This is a genomic window from Bdellovibrionales bacterium (genome assembly GCA_041662785.1).
Taxonomy (GTDB): Bacteria; Pseudomonadota; Alphaproteobacteria; order UBA9219; family UBA9219; genus UBA8914.
This window is the reverse complement of sequence record JBAZRW010000001.1, coordinates 51,335-73,355: the sequence shown is the minus strand read 5'-3', so window position 1 is coordinate 73,355 and position 22,021 is coordinate 51,335. Positions and strand designations below refer to the sequence as shown.

The following is a 22,021-nucleotide window of genomic DNA, read 5'->3' as shown; positions in this document are numbered from 1 at the left end:
AACTGACGCGTAAAGAAACAAGAAAACTGGATCCCCGCTTTCGCGGGGATGACGATGAAGGGGTTAACTTAAACACAAAACCTGTCATTCCCGCGAAAGCGGGAATCCCGTTTGTTTTCTTGCACGACGAGCCGTTTCTTGCGCCGTTTGGTATAAGGCCTCTTAGGTATCCAAGAAGCTGCGGAGCTTGCGCGAGCGGGAAGGGTGCTTCAGCTTGCGCAAGGCCTTGGCCTCAATCTGGCGGATACGTTCGCGCGTGACGCTGAACTGCTGCCCCACTTCTTCCAGTGTGTGATCGGTGTTCATGCCGATACCAAAGCGCATGCGAAGGACGCGTTCCTCGCGGGCGGTAAGCGTGGCCAGAACGCGCGTGGTTGTCTCGCGCAAATTGCCAAGGATCGCGGCATCCAAAGGCTGAATGGCGTTCTTGTCCTCGATGAAATCGCCAAGATGCGAATCTTCCTCATCTCCGATGGGGGTTTCAAGGCTGATTGGCTCTTTGGCAATCTTCAGAACCTTGCGCACTTTTTCAAGCGGCATATGCAGTTTCTCGGACAGCTCTTCGGGTGTTGGCTCACGGCCAATTTCGTGAAGCATCTGGCGGCTGGTGCGAACCAGCTTGTTGATTGTCTCGATCATATGAACAGGAATGCGGATCGTGCGCGCCTGATCGGCGATCGAGCGCGTGATAGCCTGACGAATCCACCATGTCGCATAGGTCGAGAATTTATAGCCGCGACGGTATTCAAACTTTTCGACAGCCTTCATCAGGCCGATATTGCCTTCTTGAATCAGGTCAAGGAACTGAAGGCCGCGGTTGGTGTATTTCTTGGCAATTGAAATCACGAGGCGAAGGTTCGCTTCGACCATTTCTTTTTTCGCGCGGTTGGATTCGCGCTCGCCTTTTTGCACCGTCATTACGATGCGTTTGAAGTCTTCCAAAGGCAGGCCTGCCTCATCACAGATTGAAGAGATTTCGGCGCGCAGGCGCTCGACTTCATTTTCATGAAGCTCGACAAACTTGGTCCATGCTTTGACATTGGCGGGAACGGGCTTGGGGGCGGGTTCCGTGGCCTTGATTTCTTTGACGTCTTTTTTGCCTTTGGTCGCCACCTTGGCTTCGGCCTTTTTGGGCGCGGCCTTGGGCGGGTTGAAAACGGCATCCAACCAATGACGGTCTAGCTCGTGATGGGCGTAGCGCGCCAGAAAATCTTCGCGTTTGACGCCGCTGTCGGCGGCAAGGCGCAGAATGCGCCCCTCAATGCCCAAAAGGCGGCGGTTGAGCGTATAGAGCTGTTGCACCAGCTGCTCAAGGCGGTGGTTGTTCAAACGAACGGTGCGAACCAGATCAACGATTTCTTCCTTGGCGGCGTCCAGCTTTTTCGTTTGCGCGGGGGAAAGAGTTTCGCCTTTTTGCACGGCGGCATGACGCTGCGTTTGCAGACGGAAAAGCTTGCTGTAGGTGCTGGAAATCTTGTCAAAGGTTTCCATGACCTGTGGCTTAAGCTTTTCTTCAAGCATGGAAAGCGAAAGGTTTTCTTCATCGCCTTCGTTCTCAAAGTCGCCTTCGCCTTCCGGCTTCTCTTCTTCGTCGCTTTCTGCTTCCGCTTCAGCGCTGGCGCCTTCTTCTAAAAGGTCGGCCTCGTTATTGGGGCCACCGCCATAGGTCGCTTCCAGATCGATAATGTCGCGCAGCAGCATCTTGCTTTCGTTCAGCGCGTCCAGCCATCCTAAGATAGCCTGAATGGTCAGTGGCGATTCACAAACGCCGCCGATCATCATCTCGCGGCCCGCCTCGATGCGCTTGGCAATCGCGATTTCGCCTTCGCGGCTTAAAAGCTCGACCGTGCCCATTTCGCGCAAGTACAGGCGAACGGGATCGTCGGTGCGGCCCGCTTCCGAAGAAACATTGCCCTTGGTCTCGCCTTCGCCATCTTCGCCTTCGCTTTTTGTAGCGGGCTCATCATCTTCGTTTTCGACGACGTTGATGCCCATTTCTGAAAGCATCGCCATCGTGTCTTCGATAAAGTCCGAATTGATTTTATCTTGCGGCAACACGGCGTTGATTTCGTCCACGGTGACATAACCGCGTTCCTTGCCGCGCTTGATCATCCGCTTGACGGCATCGGGGCCCGTTTCGATAAGGGGGGCTTCGCTGTGATCGTCGTCAGGGGGCGAATCTTCTGTCGGTATGGACAGCAAAGCGGCCTTGTTCGTGTTGGCTTTGGTGGGCGGCATAGTCGCTTCCATGGAAACGGCTGCGGCGGGCACAGGCTGCGCTTTTTCCTTGATGACTGTTGTTTTGGGTTTAGGGGCTTCCTTGATTTTTGTCTTGGGCGCGGCCTTGGGGGCAGCAGTATTTACGGTTTTTTTTGCAGCGGCTTTTGGCGCTGCTTTAACCGCGCTCTTGCTTACCGTCTTGGGGGCTGTTTTAGCCACGACCTTGGCCTTGGTTTTAGGGGCCGGTTTCGCCGCAGGCTTAGCGGCGGGCTTGGTCACCTTTTTCGGCGCAGCCGTTTTCTTGACCTGCTTGGGCGCTGCCGTCTTGGTCGTTTTGGTTTTGGGGCTTGACTTGCTTGCGGGTTTCAAAGGTTTTTTGACGGCCATGTTTTTCTCTCTCATTACGCTTGTCTTACGACTCTAAATTATAGAAGGGAGTCTTGGTTGCTGTCATAGGTCATTTGTTCATCTGATTCGCGAGCCAAGGTTTCCATCTGTTCGCGAAGAGACATAAGACGCGCAAGATTGGCGTCCGAAGGCTCCTCGTGCCAAAGGCGACCCGCTGCTTGAAGATCGGTTTGAAGTTGTTCTTGCAAATATTTATTCCAGATAGATTTCCACCCCTGTCGCGCTTGTTCTATCGGGCGATCCGGTCTGGCAAAACCGGCATGCATAAAGGTGGCCTCTGAAAGAACCTCAGCCAGACCTTTAGGCGCGCCTTCTGCGGCATCCCCCAAGGACAAATGGCGATAAAGTGCCGCCGCGTCAAGAGGTTCCTGCGAATCCTGTGAGAAAAGGGTAACGATTTGTTGCCGAAGAGCCTCCATCGGCGGACTGGTAAAGCCGATATGGGCTAATTCATCGCCAAATTCATGAAAAAGGGCAGGATGATTAACCATGATGGCCAAAAGCACTTTTTCCCGTAGTTTTAGCGATCCTGTAGGCTGCATGCGGTGCGGCAGGGGCGCAGAGGGCGCAAAACGTGTCGGAAAGGCGCCTGTTTTGCGCGTTTTTTCGCCCCTTTTTTGCATGTTTTGAGAGCCTTTTGGCTCCCATTGGAACAACGTTGCGAGCCTTTTTCCAATATCGTCCTGATAAAGTTGCCTAAGACCCTCGTCGCGAATCACTGCAATCTTTTGACGCAGCGCCCGCGCGGCGACGGCGCGATCTTCAGGCGTTTGCAAACGACGACCCGTGAGCGCCATATCCCAAAGCACATCGACCATCGGCTTGGCTTGATCCAACACGGCCTGCATCGCGCTGCGGCCTGCGCTTCGCAAAAGGCTGTCTGGATCTTCACCGGCGGGGAGATAGGCGACGCGGGCCGTCTGCGCGGCGGTGAGAAGGGGCAGGGCGCGGTCAGCGCCGCGTGTGGCGGCGCGAAGGCCCGCGTTATCGCCATCGAAACAGAGGATGGGGCTGTAATCGCGTGTTGGCTCCCGCGCCTCAAGGGAAGGCAGCATCTTCCATAACAAAGCCAGTTGGTCTTCGGTGAGCGCTGTGCCAAGGGGGGCGACCGCGCCGATATAGCCCGCCTCCACCAACGCGATCACATCCATATAGCCTTCGACGACGATTAGCGGTTGGCCTTGCGCGATGGCGGCGCGGGCGCGGGACAGACCGTAGAGAAGCTGGCCTTTGTGAAAGAGGGTATGATCGGGAGAGTTCAGGTATTTGGGTTCGCCTTCGCCCATGATGCGCGCCCCGAACGCGACGGTTCGCCCGCGCCTGTCGGCGACGGGGAACATCACACGATTACGGAAGAAGCTGTAATGATCGGGGCGATCCTCGGCTTTTTTGATGAGGCCCACGGCCAGCATGTCGGGCAGGCCAAAGCCTTCGCCTTGAAGTTGGCGGATAAGCGCCCCCGCATCCGAAGGCGCATAGCCAAGGCGGAAGCGGCGCTGCGCTTCGTCTTGCAGGCCGCGTCCCAAAAGATAGGCGCGGGCTTCGCGACCTGTAGGCTGCCGCAGCTGTTCTTCAAAGAAAACGGTGGCGCGCTCCAGAAGATGATGAAGGCTTTTTTCCTTGTCAAAGCGTTCGCGTTCCATGGGGGTGTCTTGGGGAACGGACAGGCCCGCTTGCGCCGCGAGAGTCTCGACGGCTTCGGGAAAGCTTTGCCCGTCATGGCGCATGGTAAAGCCGATGACATCGCCATGCGCGCCGCAACCAAAGCAGTGGAAAAACTTTTTGTCGTCGTTGACGTAAAAGCTGGGCGTCTTTTCTTTGTGAAAGGGACAGCAGCCCTTGAACTCTCGCCCCGAGCGGATCAGGCGCATCCGTTTGCCGATAATGTCCGACAGCGTCAGGCGCTCACGCAGCTCGTCCAAAAAAGTGGGAAGAAAAGTCGCCATTAACCATGAGTCTTTCTTGCTTTGAATTGAAGAAAGGTTCTACCCTGTTTATAGGCGGCAGCCAATTGTTTCATGTAAAATTCTTAACGGGAGCTTGAAAATGGGGAATGCAGACGAAAGAAGACTGGAAGAGAGGGAACTTGATGATCAAATCAAAGCCCTTTTTGGTGAGTGTGTCGGTGCGCATCTTGCTCTTCCCCCACGTTTTTTTCCTAAGGATAAAAGCGCTCGTGATTTTGTGACAAGCGTGCTTTATGAGGATATCAACTTTTTAGGTTTTACTGTAAATAGCTATAGGAAAGATCCGCTTGGTGAGGAGGATCACAATACCCTTTGTGTTGCCTTCAGCGAATTGTGGGAGTCCCTTTTGCGTACGGGTTTTTTCATGCTAACAGCCTTTTTGAAGAGTGGGCAATCCTCTGTGACCATGGAGTTGCTTCAAGGTGGCAACTTTGTGAACAAGGAAGGGCATTATCCATGCATTAATCTTCGTGTCGATGTCTCCTCTGATTCTATCAAGCGTCTTGCCGAAGCCACGCGCCTTGGTGAAATCAAAAGGCTTGCTCATAGTCTTCTGATGACAAAAGATGACACACAAAGAAGTTATGAAGAGCTAAAGACTAATTGCAGCGCATTGAAGAACTTGCCCGAGTCTAAGGAACATTCTGTTTTGATTGAAGCGTTGCGGATGTGTAGCCGGCCTTTGCGAGTGAAGATGAGAAATCCCTCCCTTTCGTAAGCCTAGAAATACCCCCTTGGGCGGGTCGCTTGGCTTTGTTCGGCTTTAGGCCTAGACTGCCCCTGCGCTCAGGGTCTTTTTTCAAAGACCTTGGGTTACCCGCAGGAAAGGAAGACAGCCATGGGCACACGCGGACGCGAGATCGTTGGGCAAAACGTCGATCATATCCTCACCCTTCTTAATAAGGCTTATGCCAGCGAGTGGCTGGCCTATTACCAGTATTGGCTGGGCGCGAAGCTTATCAAAGGACCCATGAAGGGCGAAGTCGCGGCTGAGCTGACCCTTCATGCCACCGAAGAGCTCACCCACGCGACGCTTTTGGCGGGTCGTATCATTCAGCTTGGCGGCACGCCTGTGCTGACTCCCGAAGGCTGGGCGAAGGAAAGTCCCTGCGCCTATGACGCGCCCGCCGATCCCTATGTCGCCGTGTTGCTGGATCAAAACATCGCGGGCGAGCAGTGCGCCATTTCCGCCTATAAGGGGCTGATGGAGGCGACAAAAGACGTCGATATGGTCACGTACAATCTGGCCCTCACGATCCTTGAGCAAGAGATTGAGCATGAGGAAGACCTGCAAAGCCTTCGCGAGGATCTGGATTTGATGGTTCAGCGCGGCGCGAAGTAGGGCGTTGGAGCCATTTCTGGCTAGAGTGACCTCTTTTACCGTTATCCTGCATGTCTCCCTCCCGTCATCCCAGAAAACTTTCTCTTCGTGCCCCTTGCACGAAAGAAAGTTGATCTGGGATCCAGTGTAACTATCAGAAAGCGATGAACAAACGGTAGTGAGGGCGGACAGAGCGACTGGATCCCACGCCCATTTTCTTTCGCGCAAAGAAGCGCGAAGAGAAAATGTCTTGGGATGACGTTGTGGTTGTGTGGGGTTGTCGGAGAAAATGCCGACCTTTGTGAAAGTGGCGTTAGCCCCCCAGTAAACCCTTCACAACGACGCCCGCTGCGGCGAAGTCCATCTGGCCGGTATAGGTTTTCTTCAGCTCGCCCATCACTTTGCCCATATCCTTGATGGACGTTGCGCCGACGGCGGCGATGGCCTTAGCCACAGCGTCCTTAGTGGCTGCTTCGTCCATTTGCTGCGGCAAGAATTTCTCGATGACGGTGATTTCAGCCGATTCTTGATCAACAAGGTCTTGGCGACCCCCTTTTTGGTAAAGGGTGATCGATTCGCGGCGTTGCTTGATCATGCCTTGCATCATGGACAGGATCTGGTCATCGGTGATTCCCGTGGTATTGCCCGAAGGCCGCGCCGCAATATCGAGGTCTTTCAGTTTGGCCAGCACCATGCGAATGGTCCCCAGCGCCTTGTCATCCTTGGCCCGCATGGCGGTTTTCATGGCTTCTGTCAGTTCTTCGCGCAGCATGGTCTTTCCTTTCGAAATTCTTTCACTTCACCCTTGCAAAAGGGCGGGGGGTGGCTTACGGTCTGATCGTTTGACCTAAACCCCATAAAAAGTTGGAGTCTTATGACCACGCCGTTGCCCTTGCAGCACCAAAATAGCACGCCCCCGCGTGATTCAAAAGAAGTTTTCCCGTCCGCCGTCCTCGTTCTTTCCGATGGGACGGTTTTTTTTGGCTCTGGCTTTGGCGCGAGTGGCAAAGCGGTGGGCGAGGTGTGCTTTAACACCTCCATGACAGGGTATCAGGAAATCCTGACCGATCCCAGCTATGCGGGGCAGATTATCACCTTTACCTTTCCCCATATCGGCAACGTTGGCACGAATAATGAGGACGTTGAGGCGGGCCGCGTGGCGGCGCGGGGTCTTATCGTGCGCACGGATGTGACCGAGCCTTCGAATTGGCGCTCGCATGAGCCTTTTGACGCATGGCTGAAGAAAAACAATCTCATTGGCATTTCTGGCATCGATACCCGCGCTCTGACCGTCCGCATCCGTGATGGCGGCGCGCCCAATGGCGTTATTTGCCATGCGCCGGACGGCGTGTTTGATCTGGATGCGTTGAAGAAAGAAGCTGCCTCGTGGGCGGGGTTAGACGGGATGGATCTGGCGTTAGAGGTGACGTGTTCGCAGAGCCATGAATGGGAAAGTGGAATATGGGGTCAGGAAGAAACGGCCCCCTCTCTTCACGTTGTCGCCATCGACTATGGTGCGAAGCAGAACATTTTGCGCTGCCTTGTCAGTGCGGGCTGCCGCGTGACGGTGGTTCCAGCGCAAACCTCTTTTGAGGCCATTGCGGCGCTGAATCCCGATGGCGTGTTTCTCTCTAACGGGCCGGGCGATCCAGCGGCGACAGGCGTTTATGCGGTTCCCGTGATCCGCGACGTTTTGGCGGCGGGCATACCGCTTTTTGGCATTTGCCTTGGCCACCAAATGCTGGGGCTGGCTCTTGGCGGACGCACGACCAAGATGCCACGCGGTCATCGCGGCGCGAACCATCCGGTCAAGGATTTGCAGACAGGTAAGGTTGAGATCACCAGCCAAAACCACGGCTTCATGGTGATTCCCGAAACGCTCCCCGCCAATGCCGAAGTCACGCATGTGAGTTTATTTGACGGCAGCAATGAAGGATTGCGTTTGAAAGACAAGCCAGCGTTTTCCGTTCAATACCATCCCGAAGCGTCTCCGGGTCCGCATGATAGTCATTACTTGTTTGAGAGATTTGTGGAGATGATGAAGAATGCCTAAACGTACCGACCTTAAATCCATTTGCATCATTGGCGCTGGCCCGATTGTTATTGGCCAAGCGTGCGAGTTTGATTATTCCGGCGTGCAAGCGTGCAAGGCGCTGCGCAGCGAAGGCTACCGCATCATCCTGATCAACTCGAACCCCGCGACGATCATGACCGATCCCGACGTGGCGGATGCAACGTATATTGAGCCGATTACGCCAGAGATGGTCACCAAGGTTTTGGAAAAAGAGCGTCCCGATGCGATCCTGCCCACCATGGGCGGGCAGACCGCGCTTAACACCGCGATGGCGCTCGCCAAGGATGGCACGTTAGAGCGATTGGGCATTGAGCTGATTGGCGCGAAACGCGAGGCGATTGAGAAGGCCGAAGATCGTTTGCTCTTTCGCAACGCGATGGACAAGATTGGCCTGACCAGTCCCAAAAGCCAGATTGTGCATACGATGGATGAAGGGCTTGCGGCTTTGGCGGAAATCGGGCTGCCCGCGATCATTCGCCCCAGCTTTACGCTCGCCGGAACGGGCGGTGGCATTGCCTATAATCGCACCGAGTTCAACGAGATTGTGGCCAGCGGCCTTGACGCCAGCCCTGTTGGTGAAGTGCTGGTGGAGGAATCCGTCCTTGGTTGGAAAGAATACGAGATGGAGGTTGTCCGCGATACCAAGGACAACTGCATCATCATTTGTTCCATTGAGAACGTCGATCCGATGGGCATTCACACGGGCGACAGCATCACCGTTGCGCCTGCGCTGACGCTCACGGATAAAGAATATCAGGTTATGCGTAACGCTTCGATTGCCGTGCTGCGCGAGATTGGCGTGGATACGGGTGGATCGAACGTGCAGTTCGCGCTTAATCCCGTCGATGGTCGCCTTGTGGTGATTGAGATGAATCCGCGCGTGAGCCGCTCATCGGCGTTGGCCAGTAAGGCGACGGGTTTCCCGATTGCTAAGGTCGCGGCGCGGCTGGCCGTGGGCTATACGCTGGACGAGTTGATGAACGACATCACGGGCGTGACTCCGGCGGCGTTTGAGCCGACGATTGATTATGTTGTCACCAAGATCCCACGCTTCACGTTTGAAAAGTTTCCCGGAACCGAGCCTCTTTTGACCACGGCGATGAAGTCGGTGGGCGAGGTGATGGCGATTGGCCGCACCTTCCAAGAGTCGCTGCAAAAAGCCTTGCGCGGGCTAGAGACGGGCCTGACGGGCCTGAACGAAATCGCGATTGAGGGCGAGAATGACGGCGCGGCGGCGATCCATGCCGCGCTGGCCAAGCCTTCGCCTGACCGCCTCCTTGTGATTGCGCAGGCGCTGCGTCACGGGATGGATGTGGAGGATATTTGCGCGATTTGCAAATACGATCCGTGGTTTGTGCGACAGATTCAAGGGATTATCGAGGCCGAGGCGCAGGTGCGGGGCGGCGGCTTGCCGACCGATCAGCGCGGCTTGATGAAGCTGAAGGCCATGGGCTTTAGCGATACGCGTCTTGCGCAGCTGACGGGCAAAACGGAAGGCGACATGGCCACCGCGCGTCGCGCCCTTGGCGTTACACCGGTGTACAAGCGCATTGATACCTGCGCGGCCGAGTTTGCCTCGGACACGTCATACCTTTATTCGACGTACGAACCTTCCAGCGCGTATAATGAGTCAAGTTGCGAGGCGCGGCCTTCGGACAAAACGAAGGTGATGATCCTTGGCGGGGGGCCTAACCGCATCGGGCAGGGGATCGAGTTTGACTATTGCTGCGTTCACGCTGTGATGGCGCTTCGCGCGGCGGGGCTTGAGGCCATCATGGTCAACTGCAACCCTGAAACCGTTTCGACCGATTATGACACGTCGGATCGTTTGTACTTTGAATCGCTCACGGCGGAAGATGTGATCGAGATTGTGCGCGTAGAGCAATCGCGTGGCACGCTTTTGGGCGTGATGGTGCAATTCGGCGGGCAGACGCCGCTGCGCCTTGCCCATGCGCTGCAAGCGGAGGGGATTCCCATCCTTGGCACGACGCCTGACGCTATTGACCTTGCCGAGGACCGTGAGCGTTTCCAAGTTTTGCTGAAAGACTTGAAGCTCAAGCAGCCCGCCAACGGCCTTTCGCGCAGCGCGGAAGAGGCAGAGATTGTGGCGGAAAAAGTTGGCTATCCTGTGGTGATCCGCCCGTCCTATGTGCTGGGTGGTCGCGCGATGGAAATCGTCTATGGCGTCGAGGGTTTGCGCCGCTATATCGGGCAGGCCGTGCGTGTGTCGGGTAATAATCCTGTTTTGATTGATCACTATCTGCAAAACGCGATTGAGGTGGACGTCGACGTCGTGGCCGATAAGGACACGGTCTTTGTTGCGGGCATTATGGAGCATATTGAGGAAGCGGGCATCCATTCGGGCGATAGCTCCTGCGCGTTGCCGCCTTATTCCCTTTCGCTTGCAACGGTGTCCGAGATCACGCGCCAAGCGGAAGCGCTGGCGCGGGGCATTGGCGTTGTGGGCTTGATGAACGTGCAATTTGCGGTCAGGGACGACGAGGTGTTTATCCTAGAGGTCAATCCTCGTGCTAGCCGCACGGTTCCTTTTGTGGCCAAGGCCATCGGCGTGCCGATTGCCAAGATCGCTGCGCGCGTGATGGCGGGTGAGAGCCTTGCAGCTATTGTCTCTAACGAAAAGATTAAGTTCCGCGCCCCGCACCGTATGGCGGTCAAGACGCCTGTGTTTCCTTTTGCGCGGTTCGCGGGCGTGGACATCGTCTTGGGGCCAGAGATGAAATCGACGGGTGAGGTGATGGGGCTTGATCGTGATTTTGCCCATGCCTATGCCAAGGCGCAGCTGGGCGCGGGTCTTAAGCTTCCGAAAAGCGGCGTGTGCTTTATCTCGGTCAAGGATCAGGACAAGGCGACGACGATAGGCCTTGCGCGGCGGCTTTCCTCGATGGGCTTTTCGCTGATCGCAACAGGTGGCACGGCCAAGACGCTGGCGGCGGCGGATGTTGCCGTGACGCGGATCAATAAGGTCTATGAAGGCCAGCCCCATGTCGTGGACGCCATGATTAACGGCGAGGTTCAGCTGATGATCAATACGACAGCGGAAGGGGCCCAGACGCTGGAGGACAGCTTTAGCCTTAGGCGCACCGCTTTGATGCAGGGAATCCCGCATTATACGACGATGGCGGGGGCGAAAGCGGCGGTGGAGGCCATTGCGGCGCTTCGCGCCGACTCCCTTGAAGTTGAATCGCTTCAGTCGTATCTTCAGGAAGCAAATCGTTAACGATTCGGAAAAACGCGTCTTCTCTGTCGTCGAATAGGCGACAAGAGGGGGTGGCGCGTTTTGCTTTTTTAACCCCCTTGTGAAAGGTGAGGGTCAGCGATGACAGATAAAGTTCCCATGACGGCGCAGGGCTATCAGCGTATTGAAGAAGAATTAAAGCACCTGAAGAATGTTGAGCGTCACGCCATTATCAAAGCGATTGCCGAAGCCCGAGAGCATGGCGATCTTAAGGAAAACGCCGAGTATCACGCCGCGCGTGAGCGCCAAAGCTTTGTTGAGGGGCGCATCCTTGATCTTGATGACAAGATTGGCCGCGCAGAAATCATCGACGTTTCAAAATTATCTGGGACTGCCGTCATGTTCGGGGCGACCATCGTTGTGATCGATGAGGACACGGAAGAGGAAATGACCTACCAGATTGTCGGGGATGAAGAGTCCGATATTAAAAAGGGCTTTCTGTCCATCTCCTCGCCGCTTGCGCGTGCGTTGATCGGCAAGGAAATGGGGGAAAGCGTTGAGGTCAATACCCCCAAGGGTCTTAAAACCTATGAAATCACAAAGGTTTTGTTTAGGTAGGCTGTCCCCCCCCCGAACGAGTCTCTTCCTATCTTCGTGACGGCGGAGTCTTCTTCTGCTAGAGGTAGCACGCGTTTGTCTTTTTCCTTGGGATTCCTTGAATGAACCATATCCTTGATCTTGTGCGCGAACATGGTGATCTGTTTTATCTGATTACCTTTGTTTGGACGGCGCTTGAAGGTGAAACTTTTGTCATTTTTGCTGGCCTTGCGGCCAGTCATGATCTTTTGGATGTACGCGCTTTGTTTGTCGCGGCGGCGCTTGGCAGTTTGTTCGGCGATCAGGTGATGTTCTTTTTGGGGCGCTACTATGGGCGACGCATCGTGCGGCGTTTTCCAAAAATTCAGCCTAAAATGGAAAAGATATTTTCTATTTTAGAGAAATATTCGATTTCTTTTATCCTTTCCTACCGCTTTATGTATGGCGTGCGTAACATCAGCGCCTTGGCCATCGGGATGAGCAATTTGTCGTGGCGGCGTTTCTTTGTGCTGAACGCTTTGGCTTCGACCCTTTGGTCCTTGGTGTTTTGTGGCGGGGGGTATCTGTTCGGCGATATGATGCAGCGCATGGGTCTTGGTGATGAGGCTTCAGTCAATTTTGAGGTGCGCGGTTTTATGATCGCCTTCCTGATTATTTTCGCGCTTGTTATTGGGATGCGCGTTTTTCACGTCCGGCGTCAAATGCAAAAAGAAAAAGAGGCTGGGCGCGACCTCCTTCCCTAATAAAAGGGAGTTTTTATCTATCCGTTTGTTCTTTAACGGGTTTTGTCGAAAAAGGAACCTTGTTTTCGGTCAATTGGGGGAAAACAAAGGTTAATATCCTTGGCGGGGTTAATAAAAAATTTACGCGATTTCGCGTTAATTTTCTGGACAGCCGGATGATCACGGCATAGAGAAAGAGCCTCCTGCGTGAGGGCGAATCCTTTTCGGCATGTCGGGCTAGGCCGTGATGTGTTTTGGGTTCTTGGGCCTTGCCATCGTTTTATCAACAAAAGAAGGTTGAACAGATCATGAGTGATATTGCAGAACGTGTGAAGAAGATTGTCATCGAGCATTTGGGCGTTGATGCGGCCAAAGTTACGGACAATGCCAGCTTCATCGATGATCTGGGTGCTGACAGCTTGGACACGGTTGAGCTTGTTATGGCCTTTGAAGAAGAATTCGGCGTTGAAATCCCCGATGATGCCGCCGAGAAGATCGTGACCGTCAAGGATGCGGTCGAATTCATCAATCAGAAAAAAGCCGATTAAGTCGGCTTTCTGCCCTGCCATTAGGACAGCAAAAACATGAGACGAGTCGTTGTAACAGGTCTTGGGATGCTTTCGCCGCTTGGCGTGGGCGTGGATACCAATTGGTCTCGCTTAATTGCGGGGGAATCGGGTATCGGCAAAATCACAAGTTTTGATGTATCGGATTTGCCTAGCCAAGTGGCGGGACAAATTCCGCGTGGCGATGCGTCTGGCCAGTTTAATCCCGATCGCTTTATCGAGCCGAAAGACCAGAAGAAGATGGATATCTTTATCCATTTTGCGATGGCGGCGGCCGATGAGGCGATGGCGGATTCTGGCTATGTTCCCGAAAACGACGAAGCGCGGGAACGCGCGGGCGTTCTTATCGGGTCTGGTATTGGCGGGCTGAACGAGATTTATGAAACATCGATTGTCTTAAAGGAAAAGGGGGCGCGGCGTGTGTCACCCTTTTTCATTCCCCGCAGCCTGATCAATCTGGCGTCGGGACAAGTTTCCATCAAGCATGGCCTTCGTGGCCCCAACCATTCCGTCGTCACGGCGTGCGCCACAGGCTCACACTCGATTGGAGATGCGGCGCGTTTCATTATGATGGGCGATGCCGATGTGATGGTGGCGGGCGGAACCGAGGCGGCCGTGTGTCGCATTGGTATGGCTGGCTTCTGCGCCATGCGTGCTCTTTCGACATCGTACAATGAAACGCCGGAAAAGGCCTCGCGTCCGTATGACAAGGGTCGCGATGGTTTTGTGATGGGCGAAGGCGCTGGCGTTGTCGTCTTAGAAGAATATGAACACGCCAAAAAGCGCGGCGCAAAAATTTATGGCGAAGTGATCGGCTATGGCCTTTCGGGCGATGCCTATCATATGTCGGCGCCCGCCGAAGACGGTAATGGCGGGTATCGCGCGATGAAGGCCGCCGTGGCCCGCGCAGGCATTACGCCCGATCAAATTGATTATATTAACGCGCATGGAACCTCAACGCCGCTGGGTGATGAGATTGAAGTTCGTGCGGTTAAGCGTCTTCTTGGCGATGCGGTGGGTAAAGCCACCATGTCGTCCACCAAATCCGCGATTGGCCATTTGCTGGGCGCAGCGGGCGCGGTTGAGGCGATCTATTGCCTGAAGGCGATGCAAAGCGGCATCGTTCCCCCTACGCTGAATCTGGAAAATCGTTCCGAGGAGTGCGAGGGCATTGATCTTGTGCCGCTTAAGGCCAAGGAAAAAACGCTGAACATCGTTCTTTCCAATTCCTTTGGTTTCGGTGGAACCAATGCGAGCTTGGTGTTCCGGCGGGTGTAGGCCTTTCGTTCCCTGCCTTTTTTCATGATTGCCGCCTTTCCCTAATCATGCCACAATTCCGGCGTTAAATCCGATTCACGGAATTGTCCGGCTTGTCTTAAAAGGAAGGAAACCTCTATGTCGAAAATGCTTCGTATGGCTGCGTTAGCTTTGGCGCTTGGCGCGGTAGCGCTGCCTGTTGCTGCTGCGGATAAAGCGCCTGTCTCTGGCGGTGATCCTGTTGTTGCGCGCGTGAATGGCGACCCCATCATGCGTTCGGAAATCGTGCGCGAATTGCAGGGCATGGGTTCTCAGGCTTCACAGATGCCTCCTCAAGTTCTTTATCCCCAGCTTCTTGAAAAAGCGATTGTGACCAAGATGATCGCCAAGAAGGGCTATGAGGAAAAGGTGCAGAACGATAAGGAAGTCAAGGATCGCGTGAAGGATGCCGAAGCGCAGATCGTGGCCGACGTTTATGTCCGCAAGGCGGTTCAGCCCAAGATTACCGAAGAAAAGATCAAGGCGCGTTATGACGAGCTTTCGGCCAAGTTCAAGCCGGAAGACGAAGTGCGTGCGCGTCACATCCTTGTGCCGACCGAAGCCGAAGCCAATGATCTTTTGAAGCAGATTAAGGACGGCGCAGACTTCGCCAAGCTGGCCACCGAAAAGTCGAAAGACTCCGGCTCGGCCAAGCAGGGCGGCGATCTTGGCTATTTCCCGCGCAGCGCGATGGTCAAGCCTTTTGCCGAAGCGGCTTTTGCCATGAAGGTTGGTGATTTGAGCGAGAAGCCCGTCAAGACGGATTTCGGTTATCACATCATCAAGCTGGAAGATCGTCGCAAGTCTTCGCCTCCGCCTTTGGCTGAAGTGAAAGATCAAATTACGAACCAGGTCGGTCAGGAAATGGTCAGCCAGCTTGTCAAGGACATGCAGGCCAAGGCAAAGGTTGAACGCTTTAACTTCGACGGCTCGCCGCTTAAGGAAAAAGCGCCTGCCAAAGCAGATGAAAAGAAAACAGAAGAAAAGAAATAAGATTTCCTTTTCTACCCTTCAAGAAAAAGCCCGATGGAAACATCGGGCTTTTTTGTTGTTGTGAGAGAAATAGGGCGAACAAAAAAGGGCTTGGATTTCTCCAAGCCCTTTTGTCTCTAACGAGAACGATAAGCTGTTAAACGCTTATTCGCCCTTCGCTGTGTTCTTCAACTTCGAAAGAGCACGAACCTTGACACGAACGCTCGCGGGCTTGGCATCGGCCTTCATCATCTCGCCTGTGGCGGGGTTGCGGATCAGTGTGCCAGCCTTGCGGGCAGGAACCTTACGCAACGAGATTTTCAAAACGCCAGGAAGCGTGAACTCACCAACACCCTTGGGATGAATGGATCCCATCATGGTGTTGACCAGCGTATCAAACATACCAGTTGCCACTTTACGCGACACTTCATTTTGTTCCGCGATCAAGCCAATCAGGGCTGATTTTGTCAGCGTTTCCTTGACAGGACGAACGGCTGTTACGGTTTTGACGGTTGCTTTTTTGACCATAAGACTCTCCTAAGGTTTGAATGTGTGCTGAAAAGAATAAGGTAGAATCACATCAGCATCCCTATTGTGTTAGCAGCAAATTCACGCGATGCAATCGGGATAATGCAGGAATCGCCTTTAAAAGCGCATTTTTTGTTGGGGCGCGTCTTTTTGTTAACAAATAACGGGGGAAGAGGGGCTATTGCGCGTTGCCTGCCTGTGTTTTGGCAAGGCTAAGGATGGCTTTGGCCATCTTGTCACGGGCTGCCAGAGCCTCGGTTTTCCCTTCGTTTTGGCCTTCATGCGTGAAAACGGTAAAGCCGCCATGAGGGGTCAGGTAGAAAAGAAGAGCCACGGTGACCGTGGGATCCTTATCCTTGTCGTCTTTTTTATCAGCCTTTTTGTCTGTTTTGGGGGCGCAAACGGCGCTGGCAAGGCGCAGGGTCAACCCGCCTTCTTTTTGTTCGCGCTCAATATCAACCTTAAAGGTTCCGGGGCACTGGTCTTTAAGTCCCCCCATATAAATGCCGATCAAATCGGCAAGTGACTTGCCTTCCGGCGCTTTGCGTTCACGGATGCCTGCCAGCACGCTGCCTGTTTTCCAAATATAATCAGCGGGGCGTTCTTCGGCGGGGATGCCTTCCATCGACATGGGAATAATGTCGGTGAAGCCAGCGGTGATCAAAAGGGCTTTCAGCGTTTCAGGCAAGGCGTTTTCGCTTTGAGCCACGGCCTCGTTCTTTTGGCCTTTATTCTGCTTGAGACAAGCTTTCAGCGAGTCGAACAGAGGATTCATCGCGGGCAGGGCAAAGACCAAGGTCTTAGAGGTCGTCCCGACCGAAAGCGTTTGGGCGGCGACTAGTTGTTTGCGGAATTTGGGACTTGCCCCCATTTGCAGCAACAGCGTGCCATCGTCGATGGCTTGGCCGCGGATTTTGCGCCCGTCTTGGCTGCCCAGCGTTAGGGTGATGTCATAACGTGCGCCGACTTCAAAATGTGCGTCAGGGATAGTGAGGCCAAGGTTAAGCTGATTTTCCGGCGATTGGGCGACAGTCATTTTACGCCCATCACTATAGGTATAGCTGCTTAGACAAAATCCAAAGCGGCCATCAGGCTCGAACACGGGGTGCGCCTCGGTAGATGGTGCGGTGGGGGGGGGCGTTGGGGCGGTTTTTGGCGCCTTGCTGGCCGCAAGAGCCGGAGCCGACATCAAACACAGAACAAGGAGGGGGGTAAGGATGCGCATGGGGTATTCTATACAAAAACAGTCCAAACCGCCAATCTTAAGTTTTTGTGTTTTTTACCGTGGGATGGTAGAAGGTTGGTTATGACAAAATCATACACCATGGCAGAAATTGCCGACATTCTGGGGGCCAAGCTGATAGGCGATGGCGCTGTTGTTGTCACGCATGTGGCTCATCCCGCCTCAATTCTTGAGCCGGACGCTCTGGTTCTGGCCATGGACAAGGCCTTTTTGCCGATGCTGGAGCAAAGTGCCGCCAAGGCCGCTATTGTTGCGGACGAAACCGAAATCCCCGCCACGATCCGCGCCTCCATCGCTGTGGGGCGCTCACGCGTGGCGCTGTCCACGTTGACCCGTTTGTTTGAAGAGGTCGTGGCCCTGCCTGTGGGCATCCATCCGACTTCCATCATCGAAGAGGGTGCGATCATTGCGCCAGATGCGCGGATTGGGGCGCAGTGCTTTGTGGCCTCGGGCGCGGAAATTGGCGCAGGCACAACGTTGCACCCACAAGTTTACATTGGGCCTAAGGCCAAGATCGGCGCGGGCGGGTGTCTTTATTCTGGCGTGCGGATTGGGGCGCGGGTTGAGATCGGGGCACGGGTGATTATCCATTTCAACACCTCTATCGGTGCGGATGGCTTTAGCTTTGTTACGCCGCAGATGGGCAGCGTCGAAAGCGCCAAGGCAACGGGCGAGGGTGGTGGCGCATCCAACACATCGCTTATGCGTATCGCGTCGCTGGGCTCCGTGATCATTGGGGACGATGTTGAGATTGGCGCGAACAGCTCAATTGATCGTGGAACGATCATCTCGACGCGGATCGGGAATGGCACAAAAATCGATAATCAGGTTCAAATCGGTCATAACGTGCAGGTTGGTGACAATTGCATGCTTTGCGGACGCACAGGCATTGCGGGGAGTGTTGTGATCGGCAACCGTGTGGTGCTAGGTGGCGCGGTGGGCGTGGCGGATCACGTCAAAATCGGCGACGATAGCGTTGTGATGGCGATGAGCGGCGTTGCGGGTAACCTGCCGCCTCAAAGTCTTGTTATCGGTGTGCCCGCCAAGCCGCGCAAGAAAATGATACAGGACATGCACAATCTGGCTCGCGTCAAAGGGCTTGTCGAAAAAATCGCTGACCTAACGAGTCGTTTGGACGCGTTGGAGAAAAAAGAGGGGTAGACCCCTCTTTTACGCTGTTTCCAGAGGTTCTTCGGCCTCTTTTTCCTTCGGCATCTTTTCTGGCGCAGGGGGAGGAGAGAAAGGCTCTTTAAACAGGAAGGTCAGGGTGTCCGTGGCTTCGTTCACGCCGACCAGAATGGTCCCCCCGTTTTGCAACTTGCCAAAGAGAAGTTCTTCGGCCAGCGGCTTTTTGATTTTTTCCTGAATAAGCCGTGCAAGAGGCCGCGCCCCATAAAGCGGGTCGTATCCTTTTTTGCCAAGCCAGCCTCGCGCCCGTTCCGAAACCGTTAAACTGACCGCGCGATCCGCAATCTGGTTTTCCAGCTGCAGTATAAACTTGTCGACGATGCGAGCCATTGTCTCGGGGGTAAGCGTCTTAAAGCCGATAATGGCATCAAGGCGTCCACGAAACTCTGGTGTGAAAAGACGCTGGATCGCTTCATAATCGTCATCGGTGCGTGTTGTGCGCTCAAAGCCGATGACCGCGCGGGCTAAGTCTGCCGCGCCCGCGTTCGTCGTCATAATCAGAATGACATTCCTGAAGTTGACGCTTTTGCCGTTGTGGTCGGTCAGTTGGCCGTGGTCCATGATTTGAAGCAGGATGTTGAACAGGTCAGGGTGAGCCTTTTCAATCTCGTCCAAAAGGACAACGCAGTGAGGATGCTGATCGACGGCATCGGTCAAAAGTCCCCCTTGCTCAAACCCAATATAGCCCGGGGGCGCACCAATCAACCGCGCGATGCTGTGCTTTTCCATATATTCCGACATATCAAAGCGTTTTAGCTCAATGCCCATGTTTTTGGCCAGTTGCCGTGCGACCTCGGTTTTGCCGACGCCCGTGGGGCCTGAGAATAGATAACTGCCGATAGGCTTTTCCACCTCACGAAGGCCTGCGCGTGCCAGCTTGATGGCGCTGGCCAGCGCTTGGATGGCTTCGTTTTGGCCAAAGACCATCGCCGCCAAATCACGCCCCAGATGTTGAAGGATCGTCTTGTCGTCCTGACTGACAGAATGCGCGGGGATCTGGGCCATCTTGGCGATGACGGCCTCGATATCCTTGGCCTCGATGATTTTCTGGTGTGAGCCCTGAGGAATAAGCTTTTGCGCCGCCCCAACCTCGTCGATAACATCGATGGCTTTGTCGGGCAGTTTACGATCATTGATGTGGCGGGCGGAAAGCTCTACCGCCGCGCGAAGCGCTTCGTCGCTATAGAGCACGTCGTGGTAGGATTCAAACGTGGTCTTAAGACCCATCAGGATAGTTACGGCTTCCTCAATCGAAGGCTCCTCGACATTGATCTTTTGAAAGCGCCTTGCCAACGCATGGTCTTTTTTGAAGATAGCGCTGTACTCTTTATAGGTGGTGGAGCCGATGCAGCGAAAAGCGCCTTCCGTTAAAGCCGGTTTAAGAAGGTTGGACGCGTCCATAGAGCCGCTAGAGGTCGCGCCAGCCCCGATTACACTGTGAATTTCATCAATAAAAAGGATAGCATGGGGGATTTTCTTGATAGCTGCCAAAACATTCTTCAGCCGTTCTTCAAAATCGCCGCGATAGCGCGTGCCCGCGACAAGGGACCCCAGATCAAGGGTCAAGATCGTGGCTTCCTTTAAAACGTCGGGCACTTCGTTTCTTACAATGCGCCGTGCAAGGCCTTCAACAATCGCTGTTTTGCCCACGCCCGCCTCGCCGACGAAAAGGGGATTGTTTTTCTGACGGCGGCAGAGAATCTGGATGGTGCGCTCAATTTCCTTATCGCGGCCAATAAGGGGGTCGATGTTCCCTTGAGCCGCCTTTTGGTTGAGGTTGATGCAATAGGACTCAAGCTCTTCGGAATCGTTTTGTGCTTCGTCGCTGCCTGCGCTCTCTTTGGAAAGGTCTTTGGCTTTTTTGTGGTGTGTGGCCTTTTTCTTAAGGCCGTGCGCGATAAAATTCACGATGTCCAGCCTTGTGACGTTCTGTTGGGTCAAGGAAAAGACGGCGTGGCTTTCCCTCTCTTGGAACAAGGCGGCCAAAAGGTGCGCGCCCGTTGCCTCTGTCTTTCCGGCGGATTGGACCTGGATCACGGCGCGTTGCAAGGCGCGTTGAAAGCCCATGGTGGGCAAAGGCTCGACAATCTGATCGGTGATCAAAACGTCCAGTTCTTCTTCCAAATAGTGATCCAAACTGGCCTGTAACACACCAACATCGACGGCGCAGGCCGTCAAAACGGGCAGCGCATCGGGATCTTCGGTCAGCGCCAGCAGCAAATGTTCCAACGTCGCATATTCGTGGTGATGAACGCTGGCCAAGGTTAAAGCGCGGTGCAACGTGTCTTCAAGATGGGGAGAAAGCATGGGGGCTGTCCTTAAAGTTACGCACGTTCCATTTTGCATTGAAGGGGGTGCTGCGCAACATGCGCGGCTTGAAGTACTTGGGAGACTTTGGTTTCCGCAACGTCAAAAGGATACACGCCGCACAGGCCGCTGTCACTTTGATGCACTTGCATCATGATGCGCATAGCCTCTTCGTGATCCTTGTTGAAGACCGTTTCCAAAACAACGATCACAAAATCCATCGGCGTGTAGTCGTCATTCAAGAGATAAACTTTATACAGCGAAGGCTTTTTTGTTTTGGTTTGAGTGTCGGCGGATGACTGAGTCCATGTGGCGTGACTCTCGCTAGGGTCACTTTCGCGTTCACTCATCATGAGGGGAGAGAGGGTGTGTGTCATGTCTTCCATCTTATATAAAACCGTGCCACAAGACAAATAGATGAAAAGTGTGTATGATTTGCAACACTCCTGTAAAGGGGTAAATTTGAATCATGAAGCTGAAAATGGACGAGAAAAAAATGATCACGAAGCAAAAGCGCATCGGTCTTTTGGGCGGCTCTTTCAACCCTGCGCATGAAGGCCATGTGGCGATGAGTTTGTTCGCGCTCGCGCGGCTGAAACTGGATGAAGTCTGGTGGTTGGTGTCACCGTTGAATCCCTTGAAAACACGGGATGAAATGATGCCTTATGCGGTGCGCCTTACGATGGCGCGTGCCATCGTGGCGCGTCACAAAAACATCATCGTGACGGACATCGAAAAGCGTCTTGGCACGCGCTTCACCATCGACACATTGCACGCGTTGAAAGCGCGTGAGCCGATGAAAAAATTCGTCTGGTTGATGGGCGAAGACAACTTTAAAACGATCTCTTCGTGGAAATCATGGCAACAGATTTTCCTTGCTCTACCCGTTGCTGTTTTCCGCCGATCGGAGTATTCTGATTCGAACGTAGGGGGTGACGCTCATGCAGTCTTTGCAAAAGAGCAGTTGCCTTTAGCGCTGGCCGAGGATCTGGCCGATACCAGTCCGCCCGTCTGGGTGATGCTGGACAATAAAGTGAATCCCTTGTCTGCGACGCAGATAAGACAACGAAGTAAGGTCGCTTCAAAATCTAACCCATCCAATGAAGGAGTACTAGAAATGGTAGTCAAGAAACCAGCCGTTAAGAAACCAGCCGTTAAGAAACCAGCCGCCAAGAAGGCCGTTGCCAAGAAACCCGCAGCCAAGAAGGTTGTGAAGAAGGCCGTTGCCAAGAAGCCAGCCGCTAAGAAGGTTGTGAAGAAGGCCGTTGCCAAGAAGCCAGCCGCTAAGAAGGTTGTGAAGAAGGCCGTTGCCAAGAAACCAGCCGATAAGAAGGTTTTGAAGAAGGCCGTGAAGAAAACAGTCAAGAAGTAAGCTTGATTGACTTTTTATGCCCCATCCGCCTTGCGGGTGGGGCA

At 54.1% G+C, this 22,021-nt stretch carries 18 protein-coding genes; 11 read left to right on the top strand and 7 right to left on the bottom strand.

The window, feature by feature from the left end:
- Positions 1 to 162 precede the first annotated feature (162 nt).
- Positions 163 to 2,607, bottom strand: a complete 2,445-nt coding sequence (rpoD, locus tag WC612_00310; protein MFA6279223.1) for an RNA polymerase sigma factor RpoD — start codon at positions 2,605 to 2,607, stop codon at positions 163 to 165.
- Between the two features lie 38 nt (positions 2,608 to 2,645).
- Positions 2,646 to 4,574, bottom strand: coding sequence for a DNA primase (gene dnaG, locus WC612_00305; GenBank protein ID MFA6279222.1), 1,929 nt, complete (start codon positions 4,572 to 4,574; stop codon positions 2,646 to 2,648).
- Positions 4,575 to 4,674: 100 nt separating this feature from the next.
- On the opposite strand from dnaG, the gene WC612_00300 reads away from it, so the two are divergent.
- A complete protein-coding gene (locus WC612_00300; GenBank protein ID MFA6279221.1) occupies positions 4,675 to 5,313 on the top strand; it encodes a hypothetical protein in 639 nt (212 codons plus the stop codon).
- A gap of 120 nt (positions 5,314 to 5,433) precedes the next feature.
- On the top strand, positions 5,434 to 5,937 hold the full coding sequence (locus WC612_00295) for a ferritin-like domain-containing protein (GenBank protein MFA6279220.1): 504 nt from the start codon (positions 5,434 to 5,436) through the stop codon (positions 5,935 to 5,937).
- A gap of 292 nt (positions 5,938 to 6,229) precedes the next feature.
- Here WC612_00295 and WC612_00290 read toward each other — a convergent pair whose 3' ends face one another.
- The gene (locus WC612_00290) at positions 6,230 to 6,688 is read right to left on the bottom strand and encodes a GatB/YqeY domain-containing protein (GenBank protein ID MFA6279219.1); all 459 of its coding nucleotides are present in this window, start codon (positions 6,686 to 6,688) and stop codon (positions 6,230 to 6,232) included.
- Between the two features lie 102 nt (positions 6,689 to 6,790).
- Here WC612_00290 and carA point away from each other — a divergent pair, with 102 nt between their 5' ends.
- From carA to WC612_00255, 7 genes are all read left to right on the top strand, one after another.
- A complete protein-coding gene (gene carA / locus WC612_00285; protein MFA6279218.1) occupies positions 6,791 to 7,969 on the top strand; it encodes a glutamine-hydrolyzing carbamoyl-phosphate synthase small subunit in 1,179 nt (392 codons plus the stop codon).
- The gene (gene carB / locus WC612_00280) at positions 7,962 to 11,228 is read left to right on the top strand and encodes a carbamoyl-phosphate synthase large subunit (protein ID MFA6279217.1); all 3,267 of its coding nucleotides are present in this window, start codon (positions 7,962 to 7,964) and stop codon (positions 11,226 to 11,228) included. Before carA ends, carB begins: the two co-directional genes overlap by 8 nt.
- Positions 11,229 to 11,327: 99 nt before the next feature.
- Positions 11,328 to 11,804 carry a transcription elongation factor GreA gene (gene greA / locus WC612_00275; GenBank protein MFA6279216.1) on the top strand — a complete coding sequence of 159 codons (477 nt, stop codon included), beginning with the start codon at positions 11,328 to 11,330 and terminating at the stop codon, positions 11,802 to 11,804.
- Positions 11,805 to 11,905: 101 nt separating this feature from the next.
- A complete protein-coding gene (locus tag WC612_00270; GenBank protein MFA6279215.1) occupies positions 11,906 to 12,526 on the top strand; it encodes a DedA family protein in 621 nt (206 codons plus the stop codon).
- A gap of 287 nt (positions 12,527 to 12,813) precedes the next feature.
- Complete coding sequence (locus tag WC612_00265) at positions 12,814 to 13,053, top strand: acyl carrier protein (protein MFA6279214.1); 240 nt, start codon at positions 12,814 to 12,816, stop codon at positions 13,051 to 13,053.
- 36 nt (positions 13,054 to 13,089) lie between these two features.
- Complete coding sequence (gene fabF / locus WC612_00260) at positions 13,090 to 14,349, top strand: beta-ketoacyl-ACP synthase II (protein MFA6279213.1); 1,260 nt, start codon at positions 13,090 to 13,092, stop codon at positions 14,347 to 14,349.
- Between the two features lie 117 nt (positions 14,350 to 14,466).
- Entirely contained in the window at positions 14,467 to 15,360 is an 894-nt protein-coding gene (locus tag WC612_00255) for a peptidylprolyl isomerase (protein ID MFA6279212.1), read from the top strand.
- Positions 15,361 to 15,504: 144 nt separating this feature from the next.
- Here WC612_00255 and WC612_00250 read toward each other — a convergent pair whose 3' ends face one another.
- Both WC612_00250 and WC612_00245 read right to left on the bottom strand, forming a co-directional pair.
- Entirely contained in the window at positions 15,505 to 15,867 is a 363-nt protein-coding gene (locus WC612_00250; GenBank protein MFA6279211.1) for an HU family DNA-binding protein, read from the bottom strand.
- Between the two features lie 178 nt (positions 15,868 to 16,045).
- Positions 16,046 to 17,092 (bottom strand): hypothetical protein, encoded by a 1,047-nt coding sequence (locus tag WC612_00245; GenBank protein ID MFA6279210.1) that lies wholly within the window; start codon positions 17,090 to 17,092, stop codon positions 16,046 to 16,048.
- A gap of 81 nt (positions 17,093 to 17,173) precedes the next feature.
- On the opposite strand from WC612_00245, the gene lpxD reads away from it, so the two are divergent.
- Entirely contained in the window at positions 17,174 to 18,271 is a 1,098-nt protein-coding gene (lpxD, locus tag WC612_00240; GenBank protein MFA6279209.1) for a UDP-3-O-(3-hydroxymyristoyl)glucosamine N-acyltransferase, read from the top strand.
- A 9-nt stretch (positions 18,272 to 18,280) separates the two neighbouring features.
- On the opposite strand, the gene clpA is transcribed toward lpxD, so the two are convergent.
- Together clpA and clpS are read right to left on the bottom strand one after the other, a co-directional pair.
- Entirely contained in the window at positions 18,281 to 20,605 is a 2,325-nt protein-coding gene (clpA, locus tag WC612_00235) for an ATP-dependent Clp protease ATP-binding subunit ClpA (protein ID MFA6279208.1), read from the bottom strand.
- 17 nt (positions 20,606 to 20,622) lie between these two features.
- Positions 20,623 to 20,982: an ATP-dependent Clp protease adapter ClpS gene (clpS, locus tag WC612_00230; GenBank protein ID MFA6279207.1), complete on the bottom strand. Its 360-nt coding sequence runs from the start codon at positions 20,980 to 20,982 to the stop codon at positions 20,623 to 20,625.
- Between the two features lie 92 nt (positions 20,983 to 21,074).
- On the opposite strand from clpS, the gene WC612_00225 reads away from it, so the two are divergent.
- Positions 21,075 to 21,977 carry a nicotinate-nucleotide adenylyltransferase gene (locus tag WC612_00225; GenBank protein ID MFA6279206.1) on the top strand — a complete coding sequence of 301 codons (903 nt, stop codon included), beginning with the start codon at positions 21,075 to 21,077 and terminating at the stop codon, positions 21,975 to 21,977.
- Positions 21,978 to 22,021 lie beyond the last annotated feature (44 nt).